This is a genomic window from Reyranella massiliensis 521 (genome assembly GCF_000312425.1).
GTDB classification, from domain to species: domain Bacteria; phylum Pseudomonadota; class Alphaproteobacteria; order Reyranellales; family Reyranellaceae; genus Reyranella; species Reyranella massiliensis.
Genome location: NZ_HE997181.1, coordinates 2,097,594 through 2,117,123 on the forward strand (window position 1 = coordinate 2,097,594; position 19,530 = coordinate 2,117,123).

Consider the following 19,530-nt stretch of genomic DNA (forward strand, 5'->3'; position numbering starts at 1 on the left):
TTGGCCAGAAGGACGTTCAGGCGGTCGATTGGGCCGCGCTCGTCGCGGCGTCGCGTTCGGCGAGATTGAAGACCTCGACGAAGGCGGAAGGCGGCTGCGCGCCCGAGACGGCATACTTGCGGTTGACGATGAAGCAGGGCACGCCGTTGATCCCGAGGCGCCGGGCATAGACGTCGGAGGCGACGACCTCTTGCCGGCCCTCGTCGCTCGCGAGATAGGCGCGGGCGCGTTCTTCCTCGACACCCGCGCGCACGGCACATTCGATCAGGGTGTCCAGGTCACCGATATCCAGGCCTTCTTCGAAGTAGGCCTTGAACAACTCGGCCACGACTTCGTCCTGCCGTTCGATTTTGGCGCTCCAGTGAACCAGGCGATGCGACAGCACCGTGTTGGGCGTGCGCTTGATGCGCGAGAACTGGAAGTCGATGCCGGCCTCGCGCCCGCTTTCGGCGATCGCCTGATAGATCTGGCGCGGGCGGTCGCCGCCGCCGAACTTGGCGCGCACATAGTCGTCCCGCGTCATGCCTTCGGCGGGCATGTCGGGGTTGAGCTGGAAGGGACGCCAGGCGACGGCAATGTCGGTGCGCCCACTCTGCATCAGCGCGCGCTCGAAGCGGCGCTTGCCGATGTAACACCAGGGACAGATCGTGTCCGAGACGATGTCGACGTAGATCATGCGGCAAGCCTACGCCTTTCGCGCCAGTGCAGGAAGAGCGCGGCGGCAACGACAACGGCCAGGGCCGTCGAGGTCAGCCAGGCGGCATTTTGCCAGCCACCCGAGGCCACCAGCGCGCCGGTGATCGGCGGCCCCAGCAGAGCACCTATGTTGGAGCCTTGCATCAGGAGGCCTGTCGATGCACCTGCCAGATCCGGCCGCGGCGCATGGAGCGGAATGGCGGTGAAGAGGGCGCCGGGCACAACGCCGATGACCATCGAATAGACGCCTGCCAGAACCAGACGCAGAAGGTCTGGCACACCGTCGACGAAGATGCCCGCGGCACAGAACGCCATGGAGACGGCCGCGCCTGCAATCATCGCCACCCGGGGCACCCGGTGATGCAGCAACCATCCGGCAGAGAGATTGCCCAGGGCGTTCACCACCGTGACCAGGGCCGTCACGATTGCCGCCGTCGAGGTCGCGAAGCCCAGACGCTCGACCTGCAGGGTCGGCAGGAAGCCCACCACGGCAAACCAGCAGCAGGAATAAGCGGCAAAGCAGAGCGCGATGGCGAGCGGTCCGCCGCTGGTGGCGACTTCCGCCATTTCCGCCAACACCGGGTGCCGCCGCGCCGGAATGGGATCGAATTCTTTCGCCGGCACGGCACGCAGCAGCAAAGCCGCCAACATCAGTGCCGCTGCACCGGCCGCAACCAGCCAGACGACACGCCAGGAGGTGCCGGGCAGGACGAGCGCCGCGATCAGCATCATCGTGCCGGCACCGGCCGGCATGTAGGTCGTCCAGAGCGCCATGACGAGGCGCTGGTCGCGGGGCTGTGCGATGCGCAGCAGGAGAGCAGGGGCGGCCGCGGTAACCGCGATGAACCCCAGCCCCTCGAAGACACGGCCGACCAGAAGCTGGTCGACGCTCACCGCAAAGGCGCCCGCCAGGCTTGCGACGCAGCAAAGCGCGGTACCGAAGATCACCATCCGGCGATGGCCCAGGCGATCGGCGCTGAGGGCGATCGCCATACCCGTCAGCGCCGTCATCAGGCTGACGGTCGACAGCAGCCATCCGGCCTGCCGCAAGCTGGCGTCCAAGCCCTCGCGGATCGAGGGCAGGGAGGGTGGTGCCTTGCCGACCTGGAAGGCCGCGACGATGCCTGCTGCGACGAGCAGTCCGACCAGCGCCCAGGGTGTCCGCGGCGTGTTCAGTACTGCACGCGCGCCGTGATGGCGCCGTCGACGATGAAGTTCGTGCCGGTCACGAACGAGGCCGGCGTGCCGGCCAGGAAGACGACCGCGTTGGCCACTTCCTGCGGGGTGCCCATGCGACCGAGCGGATTGCGCGCCAGCGACCGCTTGTAGCGCTCACTGCCGGCGTCGCGCTGCCGGCCCCACGTGTTGCCATCTTCGAGAATGGTGCCGGGCGACACCATGTTGGCGCGGATGCCCTTTGGTGCGAGGTCGATCGCCAGGGACTTCACGAAGGGGACGAGTGCGGCTTTCACCGAGCGATAGGGTTGGGTGGGCCCGGACACTTCGACCAGCGACACGGTGCCGATGATCGTGAGCGTCGAGCCGGCTCCCTGCTTTTCCAGGTGAGGCCGGACGTGATGTACGGAGTTCACGGTCGAGACGAGATCGATCTCGATGGCCTTGCGCCAGCCTTCGGCATTGTCGTCGGTCCCGAGCGCACTCACGTTCGCCACGAAATGGTCGATGCCGCCTTCTGCCGCGAAACCGTCAACCCATTTCTTGAGCGCCTTGTCATCGGTTACGTCCAGGGCAGTCCCTTGGACTCGGCCCTGCTTGGCCTGCCAGTCCTTCTCGCGCTCCTTCACGAGTTTCTCGTCGCGTGCGCAAAAGCCGACCACGGCGCCTTCGGCCAGGAAAGTATCGACAATGGCGCGACCGATGCTCTTGGTGCCGCCGGTGACCAGTACACGCTTGCCTTTGAGACCGAGGTCCATGTTTCCTCCGAACGGGTCGCTCGCCTATAAGGCCGGCATGAAACAGCGGAGCCATGGCCATGTCCAAGCGATTCGACCTTAGCGGCAAGGTGGCCCTCGTCACCGGCGCGTCCTCGGGCCTCGGCGTGCATTTTGCGCGTACTCTTGCCGAAGCAGGCGCTGCGGTCGTCCTCGCCGCGCGACGTGCGGAACGGCTCGCGTCTCTACAGGCGGAACTGCAGAAGAGCGGCGCGAAAGCCGCAGCGGTGACGCTCGACGTGCAGTCGGGCGAAGCTGTCGCCGCCGCCTTCGATCAGGCCGAGACCGCGTTGGGGGCGGTCGATATCGTGGTGAACAATGCCGGCATTTCCATTGTGAAGCCCGCGCTGGAAATGCCGGAGCAGGATTGGGACTCCGTGGTCGATACAAATCTGCGTGGCGCGTGGCTGGTGGCCCAGACGGCAGCGAAGCGCTGGGTCGCAGCCAAGCGGCCCGGCGCCATCGTCAACATCGCCTCGATCCTGGGCCTGCGCACGATCGGCCAGGTAGCGCCCTACAACGCCTCGAAGGCCGGACTGATCCATCTGACGCGCGCACTCGCCATGGAGTGGGCGCGCTACCAGATCCGCGTCAACGCCATCTGCCCGGGCTATATCGAAACCGAAATGAACAGCGACTTCTGGAAAACGCCGGCCGGTCAACGCCTGATCGAGCGCATCCCGCAGCGCCGCATCGGCCAGCCCGAGCATCTCGACGGCGCGTTGCTCCTCCTGGCGTCGGAAGCGGGCGCCTTCATGACCGGCAGCGTGCTCACCGTCGACGGCGGCCACACGGTGAACTCTCTTTAAAGCGTGACGGCTCCGTAGAAGGGGGCCTTACCCCAGACGAAAAGCTCGTAGCCTGTTCTCAGTCCGAGCTTGAAGTACGGATCTTCTTCGACCAGGCGGACGGCTTCCGCCCGGTCCGAAACTTCGAGGACCCACAGGCCGCCGCAGAACCATTCATCGGGTGAGGGCCGCAAACCGCCGCCGATCTTGATCTTGTCGCTATGAGCGGCGAGGTAGTCGAAATGTTCCTGACTATGCTTCTTGCGAACCCAGTCGGCTGACGGATCGTCGCGGAAGAGGGCAACCCATCTCGCCATTACGTCACCAGCCGTTGATGCGGTCGTAGACGTCGACGACCGACTTGCCGCCGTCGAGGTCGCTGTCGACCACGTAGTAGCGGTCGTACGCGGCCGCGGTGATGCAGGCATGGTTGGGAAGGACGCGGACGCGCGCGCCGACCGGCAGATTGCCATAGGGCAGTGGATCGTCGGCGCCGACGAAGCCGTGTTCCTGCGAGCAGTCGACCACGGCCATGGCGCGCACCGGCGCATCGACGATCGTGCCATAGCCGACCTTGGGCTGGAACTCCTGGGCGCTGATGTCCTTGGAGAGGGCGAGCGCGCCGGCGTCGATCAAGAGCTGGTTGCGGTGCGGATAGTGGCCGATCACCGAGGCCAGCACGGAGAGCGCGATGTCACCCGCACCGCAGGAGCCGATATACTCCTGATCGAGATCGTTGAAGACATAGACGCCCGGCCGCATCTCGGTGATGCCGGTGAAATCGCGCGACAGCATCGCCGTCGGTGTCGAACCGCCCGAAACGATGGGGCAGGGAATGCCGGCAGCGCGCAGCTTCTCGGCCGCTGTGACGATCGCCACTCGCTCCTGCTCGGCAATGGCTGCGATGCCGTCCGGCGTGCTCTGGTGATAGGAATGGCCAGCGTGAGTCATCACGCCCGCCAGGTCGACACCCGGTGCTTCGTGGAGGACGCGGCCGATCTCGAGCAGGCCTGGCAAGGCGGGGAAGGGCAGCCCGGCCCGGCCGGCGCCGCTGTCGATCTCGATGAAGACGGAGAACGTGTCGCCGTCCTTGGTCGCGGCAGCGATGGCCTTGGCGACGGCGAGATTGTCGGTGACGACACGCAGGTTGATGCCCTGACGGCGCAGCTCGCTCACGGCCGCGAGCTTCGACGGCACGATGCCGACGCCGTAGAGGATGTCCTTGAAGCCGCCGTCGGCGAAATAACGCGCCTCGGCCAGGGTCGAGACGGTAATGCGGCCGTCATGGCCTTCGACGGCCAGGCGGCCGACCTGGATCGACTTCGCGGTCTTGAGATGCGGCCGCAGCATGACGCCTGCGTTACGCAGGCGCTCGCTCATGCGCTTGGTGTTGCGGCGCAGGATGGCGCGGTCGAGAATGAGAGCCGGGGTCGGCAGGTCGTCGATCGTCTGATGTGAAGTCATGGAGACGACTCTAACATGCCGATTGAAAACGAGCGCAAATTTGTCCTCAGAGACGATGGCAAGCTCGAAGGTCTGCTGGCTGCCCGCCCCGGCGTCTCGCGCAATTTCCTGCGCCAGGCCTATCTCGATGCGCCGGGTCTGCGTATCCGCTCGATCGAGGCGGACGGCAAGATCGACCATCTCTTCACCTATAAGCGCATGATCGACGGCCAGGTGGTCGAGATCGAGACAGGCCTCAGCGCCATCGATTTCGCGCGGCTGTGGACCCAGCGCATCGAGAGCCTGCAGAAGGTGCGGTATTCCTGGGGGGAAGGGCGCTTCCACTGGGATATCGACTTCTTCCGGCGCGAGGACGGCTCGACCTACTTTGCCATGGCCGAAGTCGAGATGCCGGAAGAGGATATCGAGCCGCCGCCGCTGCCGGCCTGCCTGGCGGGCCATCTGCTGGGCATCGCCCCGGCCGGCGACCAGCGCTTTACGTCCAAGCGCATCGCCGACCAGGCGCACGCCGAGCGCCTGCTGGCCGACATCCTGCAGAAGGGCCGCGTCGAGTAGCTCAGGCGCGGCGCGGGCGGTTACGCGGCAGGGTGATGAGCTTCCACGGATCGGGAAGCTGGCCAACCGGGCAGTCGATCAGCATCGGCCCTCCTTTGGCGATGCCGCGTGCAACGGCGGTGCCGAGTTCCTCCGGTGAATTGACCCGCATCGCATCGATGCCGAAGCTTTCGCCCAGCTTCACGAAGTCCGGGTTGCGCAGGTCCGAGGCGATGGTGCGGTTGTTGAAGGACTGCTGCTGGATGCGCCGCACGTTGCCGTAGGCGCCGTCGCTGAAGACGACCGCCACCACGCCGATCCCGTGCTGCGCCGCCGTCGCCATTTCCATGGCGGTGAACATGAAGCCGCCATCGCCGCTGATCGACACTACCGGCGTATCCGGCTTGGCCACCTTGGCGCCAAGTGACGTCGCATAACCCCATCCCAGGGTTCCCTGATAACCGGGCGAGAGGAAGGTGCGCGACCTGTAGGTCGGATAGGCGAAGCGCGCCGCGTAGCCCATCTGCGTCAGCTCATCGACCAGGATGCCGTCCTCCGGCAGCGCCTTGCGCAGCGCCTCGAGATAGGCGATCTGCGGCGCCAGGGTCTCGCGGATCAGCTTGCTGGCGGCGGCCTTCGTCTCCGCGACTTCGTCTGCGCGGCCGTTGCGCTTGCGGTTGTGCCCAGCCAGGCGATCGGCCAAGGCCGCCAGGGTGGCCGTGGCATCGCCGACGATGCCGATCTCGGGCTTGTACTGGCGATCCAGTTCCTCGCTGTCGACGTCGATGCGAATGATCTTCAGGGAAGGATCGACGCCCCAGTTCTGCTGCTGCGGTTGCAGACGCGTGCCGACGGCCAGCACGACATCGGCCTCGCCCCAGAAACGATAGCCGGCCGGCGCCGTGACGGAGAGCTTGTGCCGTCCGTCGATTACGCCCTGGCCCATGCGGCCGGTCATCACCGGCGCATCGAGCATTTCGGCGATGCGGACAACATGCTCACCGGCACCTTGCGCACCGCCACCGACGACGATCATCGGTCGCTCGGCACTTCCCAGCAGCTTGGCCGCGCGTTCGACGGCCTCCTCGTCGACCGGACAAGGATCGGCGGCGGCTGGAGCGTTCAGCAGCTCGACCGGCGCGCGGCGCGCCCAGGTATCGAGGGCGCATTCGAGCGCCACCGGCCGCTGGCGGCCGGACAGCAAGCGGCGAAAGGCTTCGTTGATCAATGCCGGCGCCGCGGCGGGCGAGGGGATACGGTCGGCCCATTTGGTGAGGCCGCGCATGATGGCGAGCTGGTCCGGCAGTTCGTGCAGCAAGCCGACATTGCGCCCGATCATCGCCTGCTGGATCTGGCCGGTCAGTGCCAGCACAGGGGCATTGACGGCATAGGCGGTGGAGAGCGCGGCCGTGGTGTTGAGGAAGCCGGGGCCGGGAACCACGACATAGGCGGAGGGCTTTCCCGTCGCCATGGCATAGCCCAGTGCCATGTAGGCGCAGGCCTGCTCGTGGCGGGCGTGGATCGGCCGGATGGCATTGGTACGGTCGTAGAGCGCATCGAAGAACGCGTCATTCTGCACGCCGGGCAGGCAAAAGAGCGTGTCGATGCCGTTCACTTCGAGCATGGAGACGGCAGCTTGCGCCGTGGAAAGTGTCTTCATGGAAAGTCCCGCCCTTGGTGGAAGTGCTAGCAACCATGCCGGTCAATGGCCGCGAAGGCTACGTCCCGCACCTGCATATGAGAAATGATCCCGTGGACCGGGACATTTTCTGTGGGCTCGTCGACCCCGCCGCCGCCGGCAGGATCGACGCCTCCCTCCAGTCAGTCGATGCGCGCGCCCGAAGCCTTGATGATCGGCGCCAGCCGCGCCTCTTCCGAGTCGCGATAGGCCAAAGTGTCGGCCGGCGAAGACCAGACGGCAGTCGCGGCAAGGTCGAGGAACTTGGCCTTCAGGTCTTCGCTTTCCAGCGCCTTCTTGGAGAGTTCCGAGAGGCGTGCAACGACATCGGGCGGCAGCTTGGCCGGGCCGGTAAGGGTGGTCCAGGAGTTGATGTCGAACCCCGGCAGCGTCTCGGCGATCGCCGGAACGTCGGGCACCACCGGCGTCCGCTCCTTGGACGTGACGCCGAGCGCTCGCACCTTGCCCGGACGTGACTGGGCAAGCGCTCCCGGAATGTTGTCGAAGATCATATGGATCTGGCCAGCCAGCAGGTCCTGCATCGCCGGCGCGGCACCGCGATAGGGCACATGCAGTATGTCGACACCCGCCATCATCTTGAACAACTCGCCGGAAAGATGGAGGGTCGTGCCATTGCCGGCCGAGCCATAGGAATATTTGCCGGGGTTCTTCTTCAGGAAGGCGATCAGCTCCGCGACCGTCTTCGCCGGGATGTCGAGATTGACCACGAGCATGTTGGGAAGCTGCCAGATCCGCGAGACGAAGGTGAAGTCCGTCTTCGCATTGAACGGCAGCTTGGTGTAGAGGGTCGGCGAGATCGCATGGCTGGCGATGCCGCCCAGCCCCAGCGTGTAGCCATCGGGTGGCGATTGCATCAGCGCTTCCATGCCGACATTGCCGCCCGAGCCTCCTTTGTTCTCGACAATCCAATGCTGGCCGCTCAGCTCCGACAGCTTGGCGCAGAAGAGGCGCGAGAGCGTGTCGGTGGCACCGCCCGCGGGGAAGGGGTTGATGTAGCGGACGGACTTGTTGGGATAACTGCTTTGGGCGGAAACAATGGCCGGCGCGCTCAACACGGCGGTGGTCACGCCACCGGCGATCCCTGCGACGAGAGTGCGGCGTCTGATAGTGTTCCTTTGGTCGGTCATGGTCGTTTCTTCCCTTTGCATTTTGGTAGTAGGGGCCTGCCAAGGCGCCCGGCGGCCGTCGACTGCAGTCTGGTTGCCACGGACACAGCTTGCCACTTCCACACAAATGCCCGAAAAGGCGTTTTATTGGTGATTTTCGCCTATCGACTGCGGAGCTGTGGGAGCGCCGTAGTGGCACGAGGATGGATCATGTGGGGTATTGCGCATCGGCCGGCGTGGGTGTTCGCCACCTGCGCCGTCGGTCTTGTAATCGGCAATGCGGCGGTGGTGGCGCAGCAGAAACCGCAACCGCAGCAGCCTGCCGCTGCAAACAAGACGCCGTCGCCGGCAGATATCTGCTACGGCCTGACCGGCGCCGATGCTGCCACGAAGGTCGCCGCCTGTACCGAGGCCATTACCAAAGGCGCGCTGAGCGGGGGTGCCCTGGCTCTCGCCTACCTCAATCGCGGACTGGCCGAGAGCGGCCCCGACAGCGACAAGCGCTCGAAGGCCGACTACCGCCAGGCGATCAAGATCTTCACCGACGCCATTCACGCGTCGCCGCTCAACGCTCAGCTCTACATTCAACGCGGTGTCGTCTACCAGACAATCGGTGAAGCCGACCGGGCGATCCTCGACTACAGCGACGCGATCCGACTGGCGCCGCGCGAAACCCTGCCGCTGATTAACCGCGGCGTCGTCCTCTATACCAGGAAGGACAACAACGAAGGCGCGATCGCCGATTTCAATGCGGCCCTCAAGATCAATCAGCGGGAGATCAGCGCCTACATCAACCGTGGCATTGTCCATCGCCGCAAAGGCGATCTCGACAAGGCGATTCAGGATTTCACCACGGCGATCAAACAGCTGCCGGAGAAGATCGACCCGGTGGAGGTCAAGCTGGTCCCCGACTCGGTGTCCAGCCAGCTCGCCCCGACGAACGACGACAACAAGCGCCTCGCCTTGCAGGCCGCCTTTGCCTATTTCCAGCGTGGTCTCGCCTGGTACGACAAGACGGATTACGACAAGGCCATCGCCGATTTCACGGAGTCGATCCGTCTCAATCCGCAAGACGCTTCCCCGTATGTCGGCCGCGGCGCGTCCTACATGTACAAGAACGATGTCCATGCCGCGATCGCCGATTTCAGCGCAGGCATCAAGCTGACGCCGGGGCAAGCTTTCGCCCATGCCCAGCGCGGCATCGCGTATCATCGCATCGGCGATGCCGATCACGCGCTGGAAGACTACACGATCGCCCACGAGCTGACGCCCAAGGACCCGGCGCCGCTCGTCAACCGGGGCATCGTCTACTACACGAAGAAGGGCAAGTTCGACGAGGCGATTGCCGACTTCGATCTGGCATTGAAGCTCAATCCCAAGGAGATCAACGCGCTGGTCAACCGTGGCGTCACGTGGCGCCAGAAGAACGATGCCGACCGCGCCATCGCCGACTTCACCGAAGCCATCCGCCTCGGCCTTCAGACCGCCGACATCCTGCGGATGGCGCGCAAGACCGGCGCCGCTCCGGACCCCGAAGTCGCCCAGACCGCCGATCAGGTTGCCAACGCCTACTATCAGCGCGGGATGGCGATGATCGACAAGCAGGACTACGACGCCGCCGTCAAAGACTTCGAGTCGGCCTTGCAGATCAACGAGAAGGATCCGCGCCCCTATCTTGGTCGCGGGGCTGCCTATCTGAGGATGGACCGGGCCAAGGAAGCGTCGGCCGATCTCGATCGGGCGATCAAACTCGCGCCTGGCGTCGCCTCGGTCTATTTCGAGCGCGGCACCGCCTATCATCGTGTCGAGGATTACGACAACGCGATTGCCGACTACTCCGAGGCAATCAAGCTCGACCCCAAGGAACCGCTGACCTACATCAATCGCGGCATGGCGCTGCTCTTCAAGAGCAAGTACGACGAAGCCATCGAGGACTTCGATCGCGCCCTCAAGCTCAGCCCCGAAGACATCAATGCCCTGACGCAGCGTGGCTTCGCCTACGGTCTGAAGAAGGATTTCCCTAAAGCCCTGGCCGATATCGATGCCGCACTGAAGCTTTCCCCGGGCAACGCGACGGCGCTGCTCTATCGCGCGCAAGTGCTGGCGCTTCGCGGCGATACGGCGAGGGCGATCAGCGACTACAGCGACGCTCTACGGACCGACCCCAACAATCCCCGTATCTATGCCAGCCGAGCCACGCTCTACAGCAACCTCGGCGACTACAACTACGCGATCGACGACCTCAATCACGCCATTCGACTGAGGCCGAAGGACCCCAACCTGTTCCTCAATCGCGGTATCGCCTATTTCAGCACGGGCGAATACGCCAAAGCCGTCAGCGACTACGATGAAGCGTTGAAGCTCGACCCGAAAATGGGCCCGGCTCTGAACAATCGCTGCCTGACGCGCGCCGTGATGGGCCGGGACCTCGATGGTGCGCTGGCAGACTGCAAGGAAGCGCTGGCACTTCAGCCCAACGATCCCTACACGCACGACAACATGGGGCTGATCTACCTGAAGCAAAAGCACTACGACAAGGCGATCGCCGAGTACAATGCATCGCTGACGCTCGACCCCAACCGGGCCCGGGCGCTCTATGGTCGTGGATTCGCCAAGTCGAGAAAGGGAGAGACTCCAGCGGGCATCAACGACATGACGACGGCGACCGGAATTCAACCCAGCATTGGCGGCGAGTTCGGCAAATACGGCGTGCGCTAGGCCAGCGCACGCAAGCCCACGCGCACGATGCCGGCGTCTGTCTGGCGCAGAAGTCCGTCGACTTCGCCCTGAGTGCGCTGCCAGATGGGCAGGGCGCTCCGCAGCAAATTGCGGCCGAGCGCCGTCAAGACCAGCAATCGTCCGCGCCGGTCAACGGGATCGACCTTTGTCTCGACCAGGCCGCGCCGCTCCAGCGGCTTCAGATTTGCGGTAAGCGTCGTGCGATCCATTGCCAGCAATGCGGCGATGGACCCGATCGAGGGCGCGGTGGGCTGATTGAGCGACATCAGGAGCGAGAATTGCCCGCTGGTCAGCCCGACCGGCCGCAGAGCCTCGTCGAAACGGCGCGCCAAAGTGCGGGCCGCGCGTTGAGCGGCCAGGCACAGGCAATGGTCGCGTACATATTCCGTCGTCTCGAATGTGACGGTAGGCAGCTTTGACATGGTGTATTTATGTTGATATCAACGTATTACGTCAAGCCCGTCCCAAAGCAGCAGGAGTAGAGCATGTCCTACGTGAGCGGATTCGTTGTCGCTGTCCCCGCGGCCAACAAGGAGACCTATCGCAAGCACGCTGCTGAGGCGGCGCCCCTCTTCAAGGAATTCGGCGCGACTCGCATGGTCGAGGCCTGGGGCGACGACGTGCCGGATGGCAAAGTCACCGACTTCAAAGGCGCCGTGAAGGCCAAGCCGGACGAGGTCGTCGTTTTTTCGTGGCTCGAATTTCCCAGCAAGGAGGCGCACGACGCGGCGAACGCCAAGATGATGAGCGACCCGCGCATGAAGGATATGGGCAGCAACATGCCCTTCGACGGCCAGCGCATGATTTATGGCGGCTTCGCCTCCCTGGTCGACGAGCGCGCGGCAGGCAAGACGGGCTATGTCGACGGCTGCCTGATCCCGGTACCGGCCGGCAACAAGGAGGCCTATCGCGACATGGCAACGAAGACGGCAGCCATGTTCAAGGAATTCGGCGCCGTCCGCGTCGTCGAGGCCTGGGGCGACGCCGTGCCCGACGGCAAGGTCACCGATTTCAAGGGCGCGGTGAAGGCGACCGGCGACGAGCAGGTCGTCTATTCGTGGATCGAGTGGCCATCCAAGGAAGTACGCAATGCCGGCTGGGAAAAGATGATGGCCGATTCCCGCCTGCAGGGTCGGGCGATGCCCTTCGACGGCAAGCGCATGATCTACGGTGGCTTTGCCCCGATCCTCGACGTCTGAGCCATGCTTCGTTTGGAACCGGGCGGTTCGGGAATCGCCCGGTTTCACACCTCGGCCCCTCCAATCGCTGTTCAAAACGATCCCCGAGGGCACACGCTGCTTGCCGTCGGGTGATGTCCCGCCTTAGCCTGCCATCAAGAACGCAACGACGTGCACAAGCGCGCGCGGGATGGAAAGGGCTTCAGCAGCATGACCGACATTCAGTATTTGGCGCCGCAAACGCTCGACGAGGCCGTGCGTGCCTTCGCTGCCAGTTCGGGGAAGGGCCGGATCCTGGCCGGCGGCACCGATCTCCTGGTGCAGATGCGGGCCGGTACCGTGACGCCGCACACCATCATCGACATCAAGAAGATCGCCGAGATGACCGCCATCGAGGAGACTGCCGGCGGCGGCTTTCGCATCGGCGCCGCCGTGGCCGGTGCGGTATTGCGGGAACATCCCCGGCTCAAGAAGGTCTGGCCGGGTGTCGTGGAGGCCGCGAACCTGATCGGTTCGACGCAGATCCAGGGCCGCGCCACGCCGGGCGGCAATCTCTGCAACGGTTCGCCGGCCGGCGACAGCGTGCCCGCCATGGTCGCGGCTGGTGCCGTCGTCACGATCCAGGGACCGAAGGGCCGGCGAGAGTTGCCCGTCGAAGCGGTTCCGAAGGGGCCGGGCCGTCTGAACGTCGAACCCGGCGAGATCGTCGTCAGCTTCACGCTGCCGACGCGTCCCAAGGGATCGAGTGATGCCTATCTGCGCATGATCCCGCGCACCGAGATGGACATCGCCGTGGTGGGCTGCGGCGTCAGCCTGACCCTGGAGAAGGGCACCTGCGTCGCCGCCCGGGTCGGGCTGGGCGCGGTCGCGCCGACCGTGCTGCTGGTCGAGGATGCCGCCAAGGCTCTCATCGGCTCCAAGCTCGACGAGGCGGCTCTCGACAAGGCTGCCAATGCCTGCCGCGCCGCCTGCCGTCCCATCGACGACAAGCGCGGCACCATCGCCTACCGCACCCAGATCGCGGGCGTGCTGCTGAAGCGCACCGCGGCCATTGCCGCCGAGCGCGCCAATAGCAACTGAGATCGAGGAACGAAGAACATGGCCAAGCTGCACGTCTCCACCACCATCAACGGCGAACCGCAGGAATTCCTGTGCGACGCCGACCAGAGCATGCTCGATGTGCTGCGTGGGCCGCTCGGCCTCACCGGCAGCAAGGAGGGGTGCGGCTCGGGTGATTGCGGCGCCTGCTCGATCACACTGGACGGACGGCTCGTCTGCTCCTGCCTGATGCTGGCGGCTGAAGCCGAGGGCCGGCAGATCGGCACAATCGAAGGCATGGCGGGCGAGGAGCTTCATCCGCTGCAGACCAAGTTCCTCGAGATGGCGGCGCTCCAGTGCGGCATCTGCACGCCGGGCGTGTTGATGGCGGCGAAGTCGCTGCTCGAACGCAATCCCGATCCGACCGAGCACGAGGTCCGCTTCTGGCTGGCGGGCAATCTCTGCCGCTGCACGGGTTACGACAAGATCGTCCGCGCCGTGATGGAAACGGCTGCCGACATGAGGGGAGGCGCACGATGAGCACCGCCACGACGACTACCGCGGGCACCACCGCAGGCGGCGACAACAAGTGGATCGGCAAGAGCACGATCCGCCCCGACGGCGCCGACAAGGTGACGGGCCGCGCCGCCTATGCCGCCGACACGACCATGCCCGGCATGATCTGGGGCAAGGTACTGCGCAGCCCGCACCCGCATGCGCGCATCAAGTCTATCAACACCGCCAAGGCGGAGGCCCATCCCGGCGTGAAGGCCGTGGTGACGGCCAAGGACATCGTCGACTTCCCGATCGCCAAGTCGGTGATGCTGGGCATCCAGGACATGCGCTGGATGTGCCGCAACGTCATGGCGCGAGAGAAGGCGCTGTTCGTCGGACATCCCGTCGCCGCGGTCGCCGCGACGTCGGAAAAGATCGCGGCCGAGGCCTGCAAGCTGATCGAGGTCGAGTACGAGGTGCTGCCCTTCGTGATCGACGTCGAGGAGGCAATGAAGCCCGGCGCGCCGATCCTGCACGACCACATCACCTTCGAGGGCAAGCCGTCGAACATCGCGGGCAAGCTGGAGCACAAGCTCGGCGACGTGGGCGAGGGCTTCGCCAAGGCCGACGTGATTATCGAGCGTTCTTTCCGCACCCAGCCCGTACACCAAGGATACATTGAGCCGCATGCCTGCCTGGTCAGCGTCTCCGACGGCAAGGCTACGATCTGGAGTTCGAGCCAGGGCCAGTTCATGGTCCGCGCCATGTGCGCCTATCTGACGGGCATCCCGCAGAACGACATCCGCGCCATCCCCGCCGAGATCGGCGGCGGCTTCGGCGGCAAGACCATCGTCTATCTCGAACCCGTGGCGACGCTGCTGGCCAAGAAGTCCGGCCGTCCGGTCAAGATGGCGATGACGCGCACCGAGGTCTTCCATGCCTCGGGGCCGACCTCGGGCTCCTCCAGCAAGGTCAAGATCGGCGCGACCAAGGACGGCAAGATCGTCGCCGCCGAGGGGACCTTCCACCTGCAGGCCGGTGCGCTACCCGGCTCGCCGATCCGCGGCGCCGCGGGCTGTGCCTTCGCGCCCTACGACATTCCCAATGTCCACTCCGTTGGCTACGACGTCGTCTCCAACCGCTCCAAGGTCGCGGCCTATCGCGCTCCGGGCGCCCCGATCGGCGCCTATGCCGTGGAGTGCGTCATGGACGAGCTGGCCGAAGCGCTGAAAATGGATCCGCTGAAGTTCCGGCTCAAGAACGCCGCCAAGCAGGGGACCAAGGCAGCGCACGGTCCGACCTACCCAAGGATTGGCTTCGTCGAGACCATCGAACAGGCGATCGACCACGCGCACTACAAGACGCCGCTGCCCAAGTCGAAGAACGGCATGCTGCACGGCCGTGGCGTTGCCAGCGGCTTCTGGTTCAATGCCGGGGGCGAGTCGAGCGCGCAGGTGAATGTCAACGAGGACGGCACGGTGGTGGTGATCACCGGCCATCCCGACATCGGCGGTAGCCGCGCGTCGACGGCCAACATCGTGGCCGAGGTGCTGGGCATCGACTATCGCAAGGTCTCGGTGCTGATCGGCGACACCAGCGTGATCGGCTTCAGCAACCTGACCGGCGGCAGCCGCGTCACCTATGCCTCGGCGATGGTGGTCACGCAGTCGACCGAGAACGTGATCGGCCAGCTCAAGGCGCGCGCCGCCAAGATCTGGAAGATCGATCCTGACGCGGTGATCTGGGAGAACGGCGAGGCGCGGCCGGCCGGCGACAATGCCGGCAAGTTCGAGCCGATGACCCTCGGCCAGCTCGCCGCCCAGGCCAATGCCACCGGCGGCCCGATCGGCGCCGGCACGCAGCTCAATACAACGGGCGCCGAAGGCGGCTTCGCCACGCACATCTGCGACGTCGAGGTCGATCCCGAACTCGGCATCGTACGCGTGCTGCGCTACACCTCGTTCCAGGATGTCGGCCGCGCCATCCATCCGGGCTACGTCGAAGGCCAGATGCAGGGCGGCGCCGCCCAGGGAATCGGCTGGGCACTCAGCGAGGAATACATCTACGACAAGAACGGCAAGCTCGATAACCCGAGCTTCCTCGACTACCGCATGCCGGTGACCTCCGACCTGCCGATGCTCGACACGGTGATCATCGAAGTGCCGAACCCCAAGCATCCGCAAGGGGTGCGCGGCGTCGGCGAGGTGCCGCTGGTGCCGCCGCTCGCCGCCGTGTCGAACGCGATCCACAACGCGCTCGGCCAGCGCTTCTACAGCCTGCCCATGTCGCCGCCCAAGGTTCTGGCAGCGCTGGGGAGCAAGACGGCCAAGGCCGCCTAAGGAAGGCAAGGAGACGCTAGCCGGCTGCGCGCAGCCGCAGCCGGTCGGCCATCCTCTCTGCGATCATGACCGTCGTGAAATGCGTGTTGGCGCGCACGACGGTCGGCATGACCGACGCGTCGATCACCCTGAGGCCGGTGCAGCCGATCACGCGACACTCCGGATCGACGACCGAACGCGGATCGTCGGCTGCGCCCATCCGGCAGGTACCGCTGGCATGCTGGGCGTCCGAGCATTCGGCGAACATCCAGTCCTCGAGTTCCTTCGGTGCGAACGGCTCGTCGATCGACCGGCCCGACATGCCGTAGTCGGCGCGGGTCGCGATCGCCTGGACATCGGGGTGGCGGGCGATCTCCTGCAACCGCATCACGCCGTCGCGCATGCGCAGATAATCGCTCTCGCTCGACAGCATGCGCTCGTCGACCTGCGGATCGATGGCGGGGTCGCGGCTCGCGATCCGCACCGTGCCTTCGCTGAACGCCTGGAACGCCGACACGGCCAGCCGCGCCAGCGCCGTCCCGCCGTCTGCCTCGGCCCGCAGGTTGCCTGCGATCATGATCATGTCGTTGACGCCGGCGCCCGCGAGGCCGGAGGAGTAGCGCACGCAGCAATTGGTATGACGGTGCATCAAGGTGCTGACCCGCGCATCCTCGCGCAGGTGGAGCATCAGGCTGAGGATCGGATGGTCGAGCAGATGCTCGCCGACCGGACGGTCGGCCACGGTCTCGATGCCAAGCCGGTCAAGCACGGTCCTCGGGCCGATGCCGGAACGCTGCAGGATCGCCGGCGAATGAATCGCGCCGGCCGAGAGGATCACCTCGCGCCGCGCCCGCACGGTCCGCGTCTCGCCGCCGACCCGGACCGCGACACCGGAGACATGCGGGCGATTGCCCTCGAATTGCAGCGTATCGACCAGCGCCTGGCCCACGATCGTCAGGTTGCTCCGATGCCGTGCCGGCTCGAGATAGCCGTCGTTGGTGGAGATGCGCAGACCTGCGCGGCTGTTGATGGCGTAGGGCGAGGCGCCGGTGCCCTCGGGGGCGTTGTGATCCTCGCACCAGCCATAGCCCAGGCCGACTGCCGCCTTCATCAGAGCCCGGTCGGCGGGCCCCCAATCGTCGATCGGCGCGCGGTAGACGGGGATGGGCCCATCCTTGCCGTGATAGGGTTTGTCGCCGAAGTTCACGTCGCCTTCGAGCTTGCAGAAGTAGGGAAGGACCTCGTTCCAGCCCCAGCCGCGCGCGCCCTCGGCTTCCCAGTCGGCGAAATCCTCGGGGATGCCGCGGATCGCGATCTGCCCGTTGATGGTCGAACTGCCGCCGATTGCCCGGCCGCGCCACAGGAGCTTCGGCTCCTGCCGTTCGGTGCGCCGCGCCAGCAGCTTGGGCCAGCGATAGTTGTCGTCGCCGATGGCGCGCAGCGGGTTGGGGATGCGCAGGTGCGCCGGCGTCTCGGCGGTGCGGAAATCGAACCCGGCTTCCAGCAGCAGCACGCGGATCGCCGGATCTTCGGTGAGGCGCGCCGCCAGCACCGCACCTGCCGACCCGCCACCGATGATGATGTAATCGTACTCGCCGTCCATGATTTGCCCGCACTCGTTCGACGCAACCGGGTGCAGTCGATCATCTGGCACACGCGTTGACAAACGAATCGTGCGGCGGCCGGTGTTGAAGGCGATACAGGGGAAGGCCGGAGCGATTGCCGTTGCCATCGCGGCATGGGTCTCAGCATGGCGGATGGGGTGGGATTCGAACCCACGGTGGGCGTGAACCCACGCCGGTTTTCAAGACCGGTGCCTTAAACCACTCGGCCACCCATCCGTGCCGGCGAGGTGTGCCTCGTTGCCTTAGAGTTTGCAAGATTTACCGGCAGTCAGGTATCCGTCGATAAAGCAAAACCAACAGACGGGCCCCTCGATCATGATCACCCGCAGAATGATGTGCGCCGGCGCTGCCCTGGCGCCCGTATCCGTCCTTTCGCCGCTGTCGGCGCAGGCGCAGTCGAGCGAGGCCCGGTTCGCGCAGTGGCTGCAGGGCGTGCGGCAGGAAGCGGCGCGCGCCGGAGTCGACAGTTCGACAATCGACCAGGCGCTAACAGGTATCCAGGAGATCCCACGGGTCATGGAACTCGCGCGCAACCAGCCCGAATTCAAGATGACCTGGGATCGTTACCAGGAGCTCGTGGTCTCGAATGAACGGATCACGCGCGGCAAGGCGCTGCTGAAGGAAAACCGCGCGGCGATCGAGCGCTTCGCGGGGCCGGCCGGCCTGCCGCCCCAGGTCGTCGTGGCGCTGTGGGGCATCGAGAGCAATTACGGCCAGCGGCTGGGCGACTTCGAGGTCGTGCCGGCGCTGGCGACGCTCACTTTCAACAACTTCCGCGCCAAGTTCTTCCGCCAGCAGCTGATTGCCGCGCTCAAGATCCTGTCGCAGGGCCATATCGGCCTGCATGCCATGAAGGGCTCGTGGGCCGGCGCCATGGGACAGTGCCAGTTCATTCCGACCAGCTTCCTGGCCTATGCCGCCGACGGCGATGGCGACGGCCGCAAGGACATCTGGACCAACAAGCTCGACGTCTTCGCCTCGATCGTGAACTACCTCGCGCGGGTCGGCTGGCGGCCGGGGCTGCGCTGGGGCGACGAAGTGTCGGCCGGCAGCGGCGCCGGCGGGGGCGGCCGCATCGTGACGCCGGCCGGAGCGGGCGGCCCGACCTTCCGGACGACCGAGAATTTCAAGGTGATCCTGCGCTGGAACCAGTCCGATTTCTTCGCCCTGGCCGTGGGTCTGCTGTCGGATCGCATCGCCGCCTGATCGAGCGCCCGGGAGATGCTTCAACGGCGCTCCTCTAGTGCTGCAAGATGATGTATGATGCGAGAGAAATGGCGCTAACCTTAGAAATATCAGCATCTTCGGCCGCCAAGCTTGCCCGGTTCGCGGGGCTGGCGGCTTTGCTGGCGAGTCTCGCAGCCTGCGGCTCGTCCGGCAGCAAAGGCGGGGGTGGCGGCGCAAGCGTCACCCAGCGCGGAACCTACAAGGTGGGCAAGCCCTACAAGATCGACGGCACGACCTACACGCCGCGCGAGGAATTCAATTACACGGAGACCGGCGTCGCCTCCTGGTACGGGCCGGGGTTCCACACCAAGGCGACGGCCAACGGGGAGCGCTACGACCAGTCCGATCGTACCGCCGCGCACCGCACCCTGCAGATGCCGGCCATCGTACGCGTGACCAACCTCGAAAACGGCATGTCGACGGTGGTCCGGATCAACGATCGCGGGCCGTTCGCCCGCAACCGCATCATCGACCTTTCCCGCACGGCGGCGCAGGAACTCGACATCATCCGTGCGGGTACCGCACGGGTGCGGGTAGAGCAGCTCCCGCAGGAGAGCATGGCGGTCAAGGACGTGGCCCTCGGCGGCGGTGGTCCGGACGAGCAGCATCAGGCGCTGGCCGCGCTCGCTTCGGGCCAACGCAGTGCACCTGCTGCCGCACCGGCAGCCGTA

The 19,530-nt window shown here is 65.6% G+C and carries 18 protein-coding genes and 1 tRNA gene; 9 read left to right on the forward strand and 10 right to left on the reverse strand.

The genetic code is table 11. The annotated features are described in order from the left end of the window. Positions 1-16: 16 nt before the first annotated feature. From BN60_RS10355 to BN60_RS10365, 3 genes are read right to left on the reverse strand one after another with little or no spacing between them, the layout of a single operon-like run. The gene (locus BN60_RS10355; RefSeq protein ID WP_020695970.1) at positions 17-676 is read right to left on the reverse strand and encodes a DsbA family oxidoreductase; all 660 of its coding nucleotides are present in this window, start codon (positions 674-676) and stop codon (positions 17-19) included. Next, positions 673-1,872 carry an MFS transporter gene (locus BN60_RS10360; protein ID WP_083856053.1) on the reverse strand — a complete coding sequence of 400 codons (1,200 nt, stop codon included), beginning with the start codon at positions 1,870-1,872 and terminating at the stop codon, positions 673-675. The genes BN60_RS10355 and BN60_RS10360 overlap by 4 nt, the downstream gene beginning before the upstream one ends. After that, a complete protein-coding gene (locus BN60_RS10365) occupies positions 1,869-2,630 on the reverse strand; it encodes an SDR family NAD(P)-dependent oxidoreductase (protein ID WP_020695972.1) in 762 nt (253 codons plus the stop codon). The genes BN60_RS10360 and BN60_RS10365 overlap by 4 nt, the downstream gene beginning before the upstream one ends. A 59-nt stretch (positions 2,631-2,689) precedes the next feature. On the opposite strand from BN60_RS10365, the gene BN60_RS10370 reads away from it, so the two are divergent. Continuing rightward, positions 2,690-3,457, forward strand: a complete 768-nt coding sequence (locus BN60_RS10370) for a glucose 1-dehydrogenase (RefSeq protein ID WP_043285323.1) — start codon at positions 2,690-2,692, stop codon at positions 3,455-3,457. On the opposite strand, the gene BN60_RS10375 is transcribed toward BN60_RS10370, so the two are convergent. Continuing rightward, positions 3,454-3,753, reverse strand: coding sequence for a YciI family protein (locus tag BN60_RS10375; protein WP_020695974.1), 300 nt, complete (start codon positions 3,751-3,753; stop codon positions 3,454-3,456). The genes BN60_RS10370 and BN60_RS10375 overlap by 4 nt on opposite strands. Before the next feature lie 4 nt (positions 3,754-3,757). Then, entirely contained in the window at positions 3,758-4,900 is a 1,143-nt protein-coding gene (locus BN60_RS10380; RefSeq protein ID WP_020695975.1) for an alanine racemase, read from the reverse strand. A 15-nt stretch (positions 4,901-4,915) separates the two neighbouring features. Between BN60_RS10380 and BN60_RS10385 the strand changes: the two genes are divergently transcribed. Then, positions 4,916-5,455, forward strand: coding sequence for a hypothetical protein (locus BN60_RS10385; RefSeq protein WP_020695976.1), 540 nt, complete (start codon positions 4,916-4,918; stop codon positions 5,453-5,455). A 1-nt stretch (position 5,456) separates the two neighbouring features. Here BN60_RS10385 and BN60_RS10390 read toward each other — a convergent pair whose 3' ends face one another. Continuing rightward, positions 5,457-7,094: a thiamine pyrophosphate-dependent enzyme gene (locus BN60_RS10390; RefSeq protein WP_020695977.1), complete on the reverse strand. Its 1,638-nt coding sequence runs from the start codon at positions 7,092-7,094 to the stop codon at positions 5,457-5,459. A gap of 161 nt (positions 7,095-7,255) precedes the next feature. Next, positions 7,256-8,260 carry a Bug family tripartite tricarboxylate transporter substrate binding protein gene (locus BN60_RS10395; protein WP_020695978.1) on the reverse strand — a complete coding sequence of 335 codons (1,005 nt, stop codon included), beginning with the start codon at positions 8,258-8,260 and terminating at the stop codon, positions 7,256-7,258. Positions 8,261-8,449: 189 nt separating this feature from the next. Between BN60_RS10395 and BN60_RS10400 the strand changes: the two genes are divergently transcribed. After that, positions 8,450-10,957, forward strand: a complete 2,508-nt coding sequence (locus BN60_RS10400; RefSeq protein WP_020695979.1) for a tetratricopeptide repeat protein — start codon at positions 8,450-8,452, stop codon at positions 10,955-10,957. On the opposite strand, the gene BN60_RS10405 is transcribed toward BN60_RS10400, so the two are convergent. Beyond that, positions 10,954-11,400: a MarR family winged helix-turn-helix transcriptional regulator gene (locus tag BN60_RS10405; RefSeq protein WP_020695980.1), complete on the reverse strand. Its 447-nt coding sequence runs from the start codon at positions 11,398-11,400 to the stop codon at positions 10,954-10,956. The genes BN60_RS10400 and BN60_RS10405 overlap by 4 nt on opposite strands. Positions 11,401-11,463: 63 nt before the next feature. Between BN60_RS10405 and BN60_RS31300 the strand changes: the two genes are divergently transcribed. The 4 genes from BN60_RS31300 (at position 11,464) to BN60_RS10425 (ending at position 16,028) form a co-directional block, all read left to right on the forward strand. Next, on the forward strand, positions 11,464-12,177 hold the full coding sequence (locus BN60_RS31300) for a DUF1428 domain-containing protein (protein ID WP_020695981.1): 714 nt from the start codon (positions 11,464-11,466) through the stop codon (positions 12,175-12,177). Positions 12,178-12,375: 198 nt separating this feature from the next. Further along, complete coding sequence (locus BN60_RS10415) at positions 12,376-13,236, forward strand: FAD binding domain-containing protein (RefSeq protein WP_043285327.1); 861 nt, start codon at positions 12,376-12,378, stop codon at positions 13,234-13,236. Between the two features lie 18 nt (positions 13,237-13,254). Beyond that, positions 13,255-13,734 (forward strand): (2Fe-2S)-binding protein, encoded by a 480-nt coding sequence (locus BN60_RS10420; RefSeq protein WP_020695983.1) that lies wholly within the window; start codon positions 13,255-13,257, stop codon positions 13,732-13,734. Then, entirely contained in the window at positions 13,731-16,028 is a 2,298-nt protein-coding gene (locus BN60_RS10425) for a xanthine dehydrogenase family protein molybdopterin-binding subunit (RefSeq protein ID WP_020695984.1), read from the forward strand. The genes BN60_RS10420 and BN60_RS10425 overlap by 4 nt, the downstream gene beginning before the upstream one ends. Before the next feature lie 16 nt (positions 16,029-16,044). On the opposite strand, the gene BN60_RS10430 is transcribed toward BN60_RS10425, so the two are convergent. Continuing rightward, the gene (locus BN60_RS10430; RefSeq protein ID WP_020695985.1) at positions 16,045-17,610 is read right to left on the reverse strand and encodes a GMC family oxidoreductase; all 1,566 of its coding nucleotides are present in this window, start codon (positions 17,608-17,610) and stop codon (positions 16,045-16,047) included. Between the two features lie 148 nt (positions 17,611-17,758). After that, positions 17,759-17,848, reverse strand: a tRNA-Ser gene (locus BN60_RS10435). A gap of 99 nt (positions 17,849-17,947) precedes the next feature. On the opposite strand from BN60_RS10435, the gene BN60_RS10440 reads away from it, so the two are divergent. Then, positions 17,948-18,838: a lytic murein transglycosylase gene (locus BN60_RS10440; protein WP_020695986.1), complete on the forward strand. Its 891-nt coding sequence runs from the start codon at positions 17,948-17,950 to the stop codon at positions 18,836-18,838. A gap of 68 nt (positions 18,839-18,906) precedes the next feature. Continuing rightward, a partial coding sequence (locus tag BN60_RS31625; protein WP_148283551.1) for a septal ring lytic transglycosylase RlpA family protein occupies positions 18,907-19,530 on the forward strand: 624 nt, incomplete at its 3' end.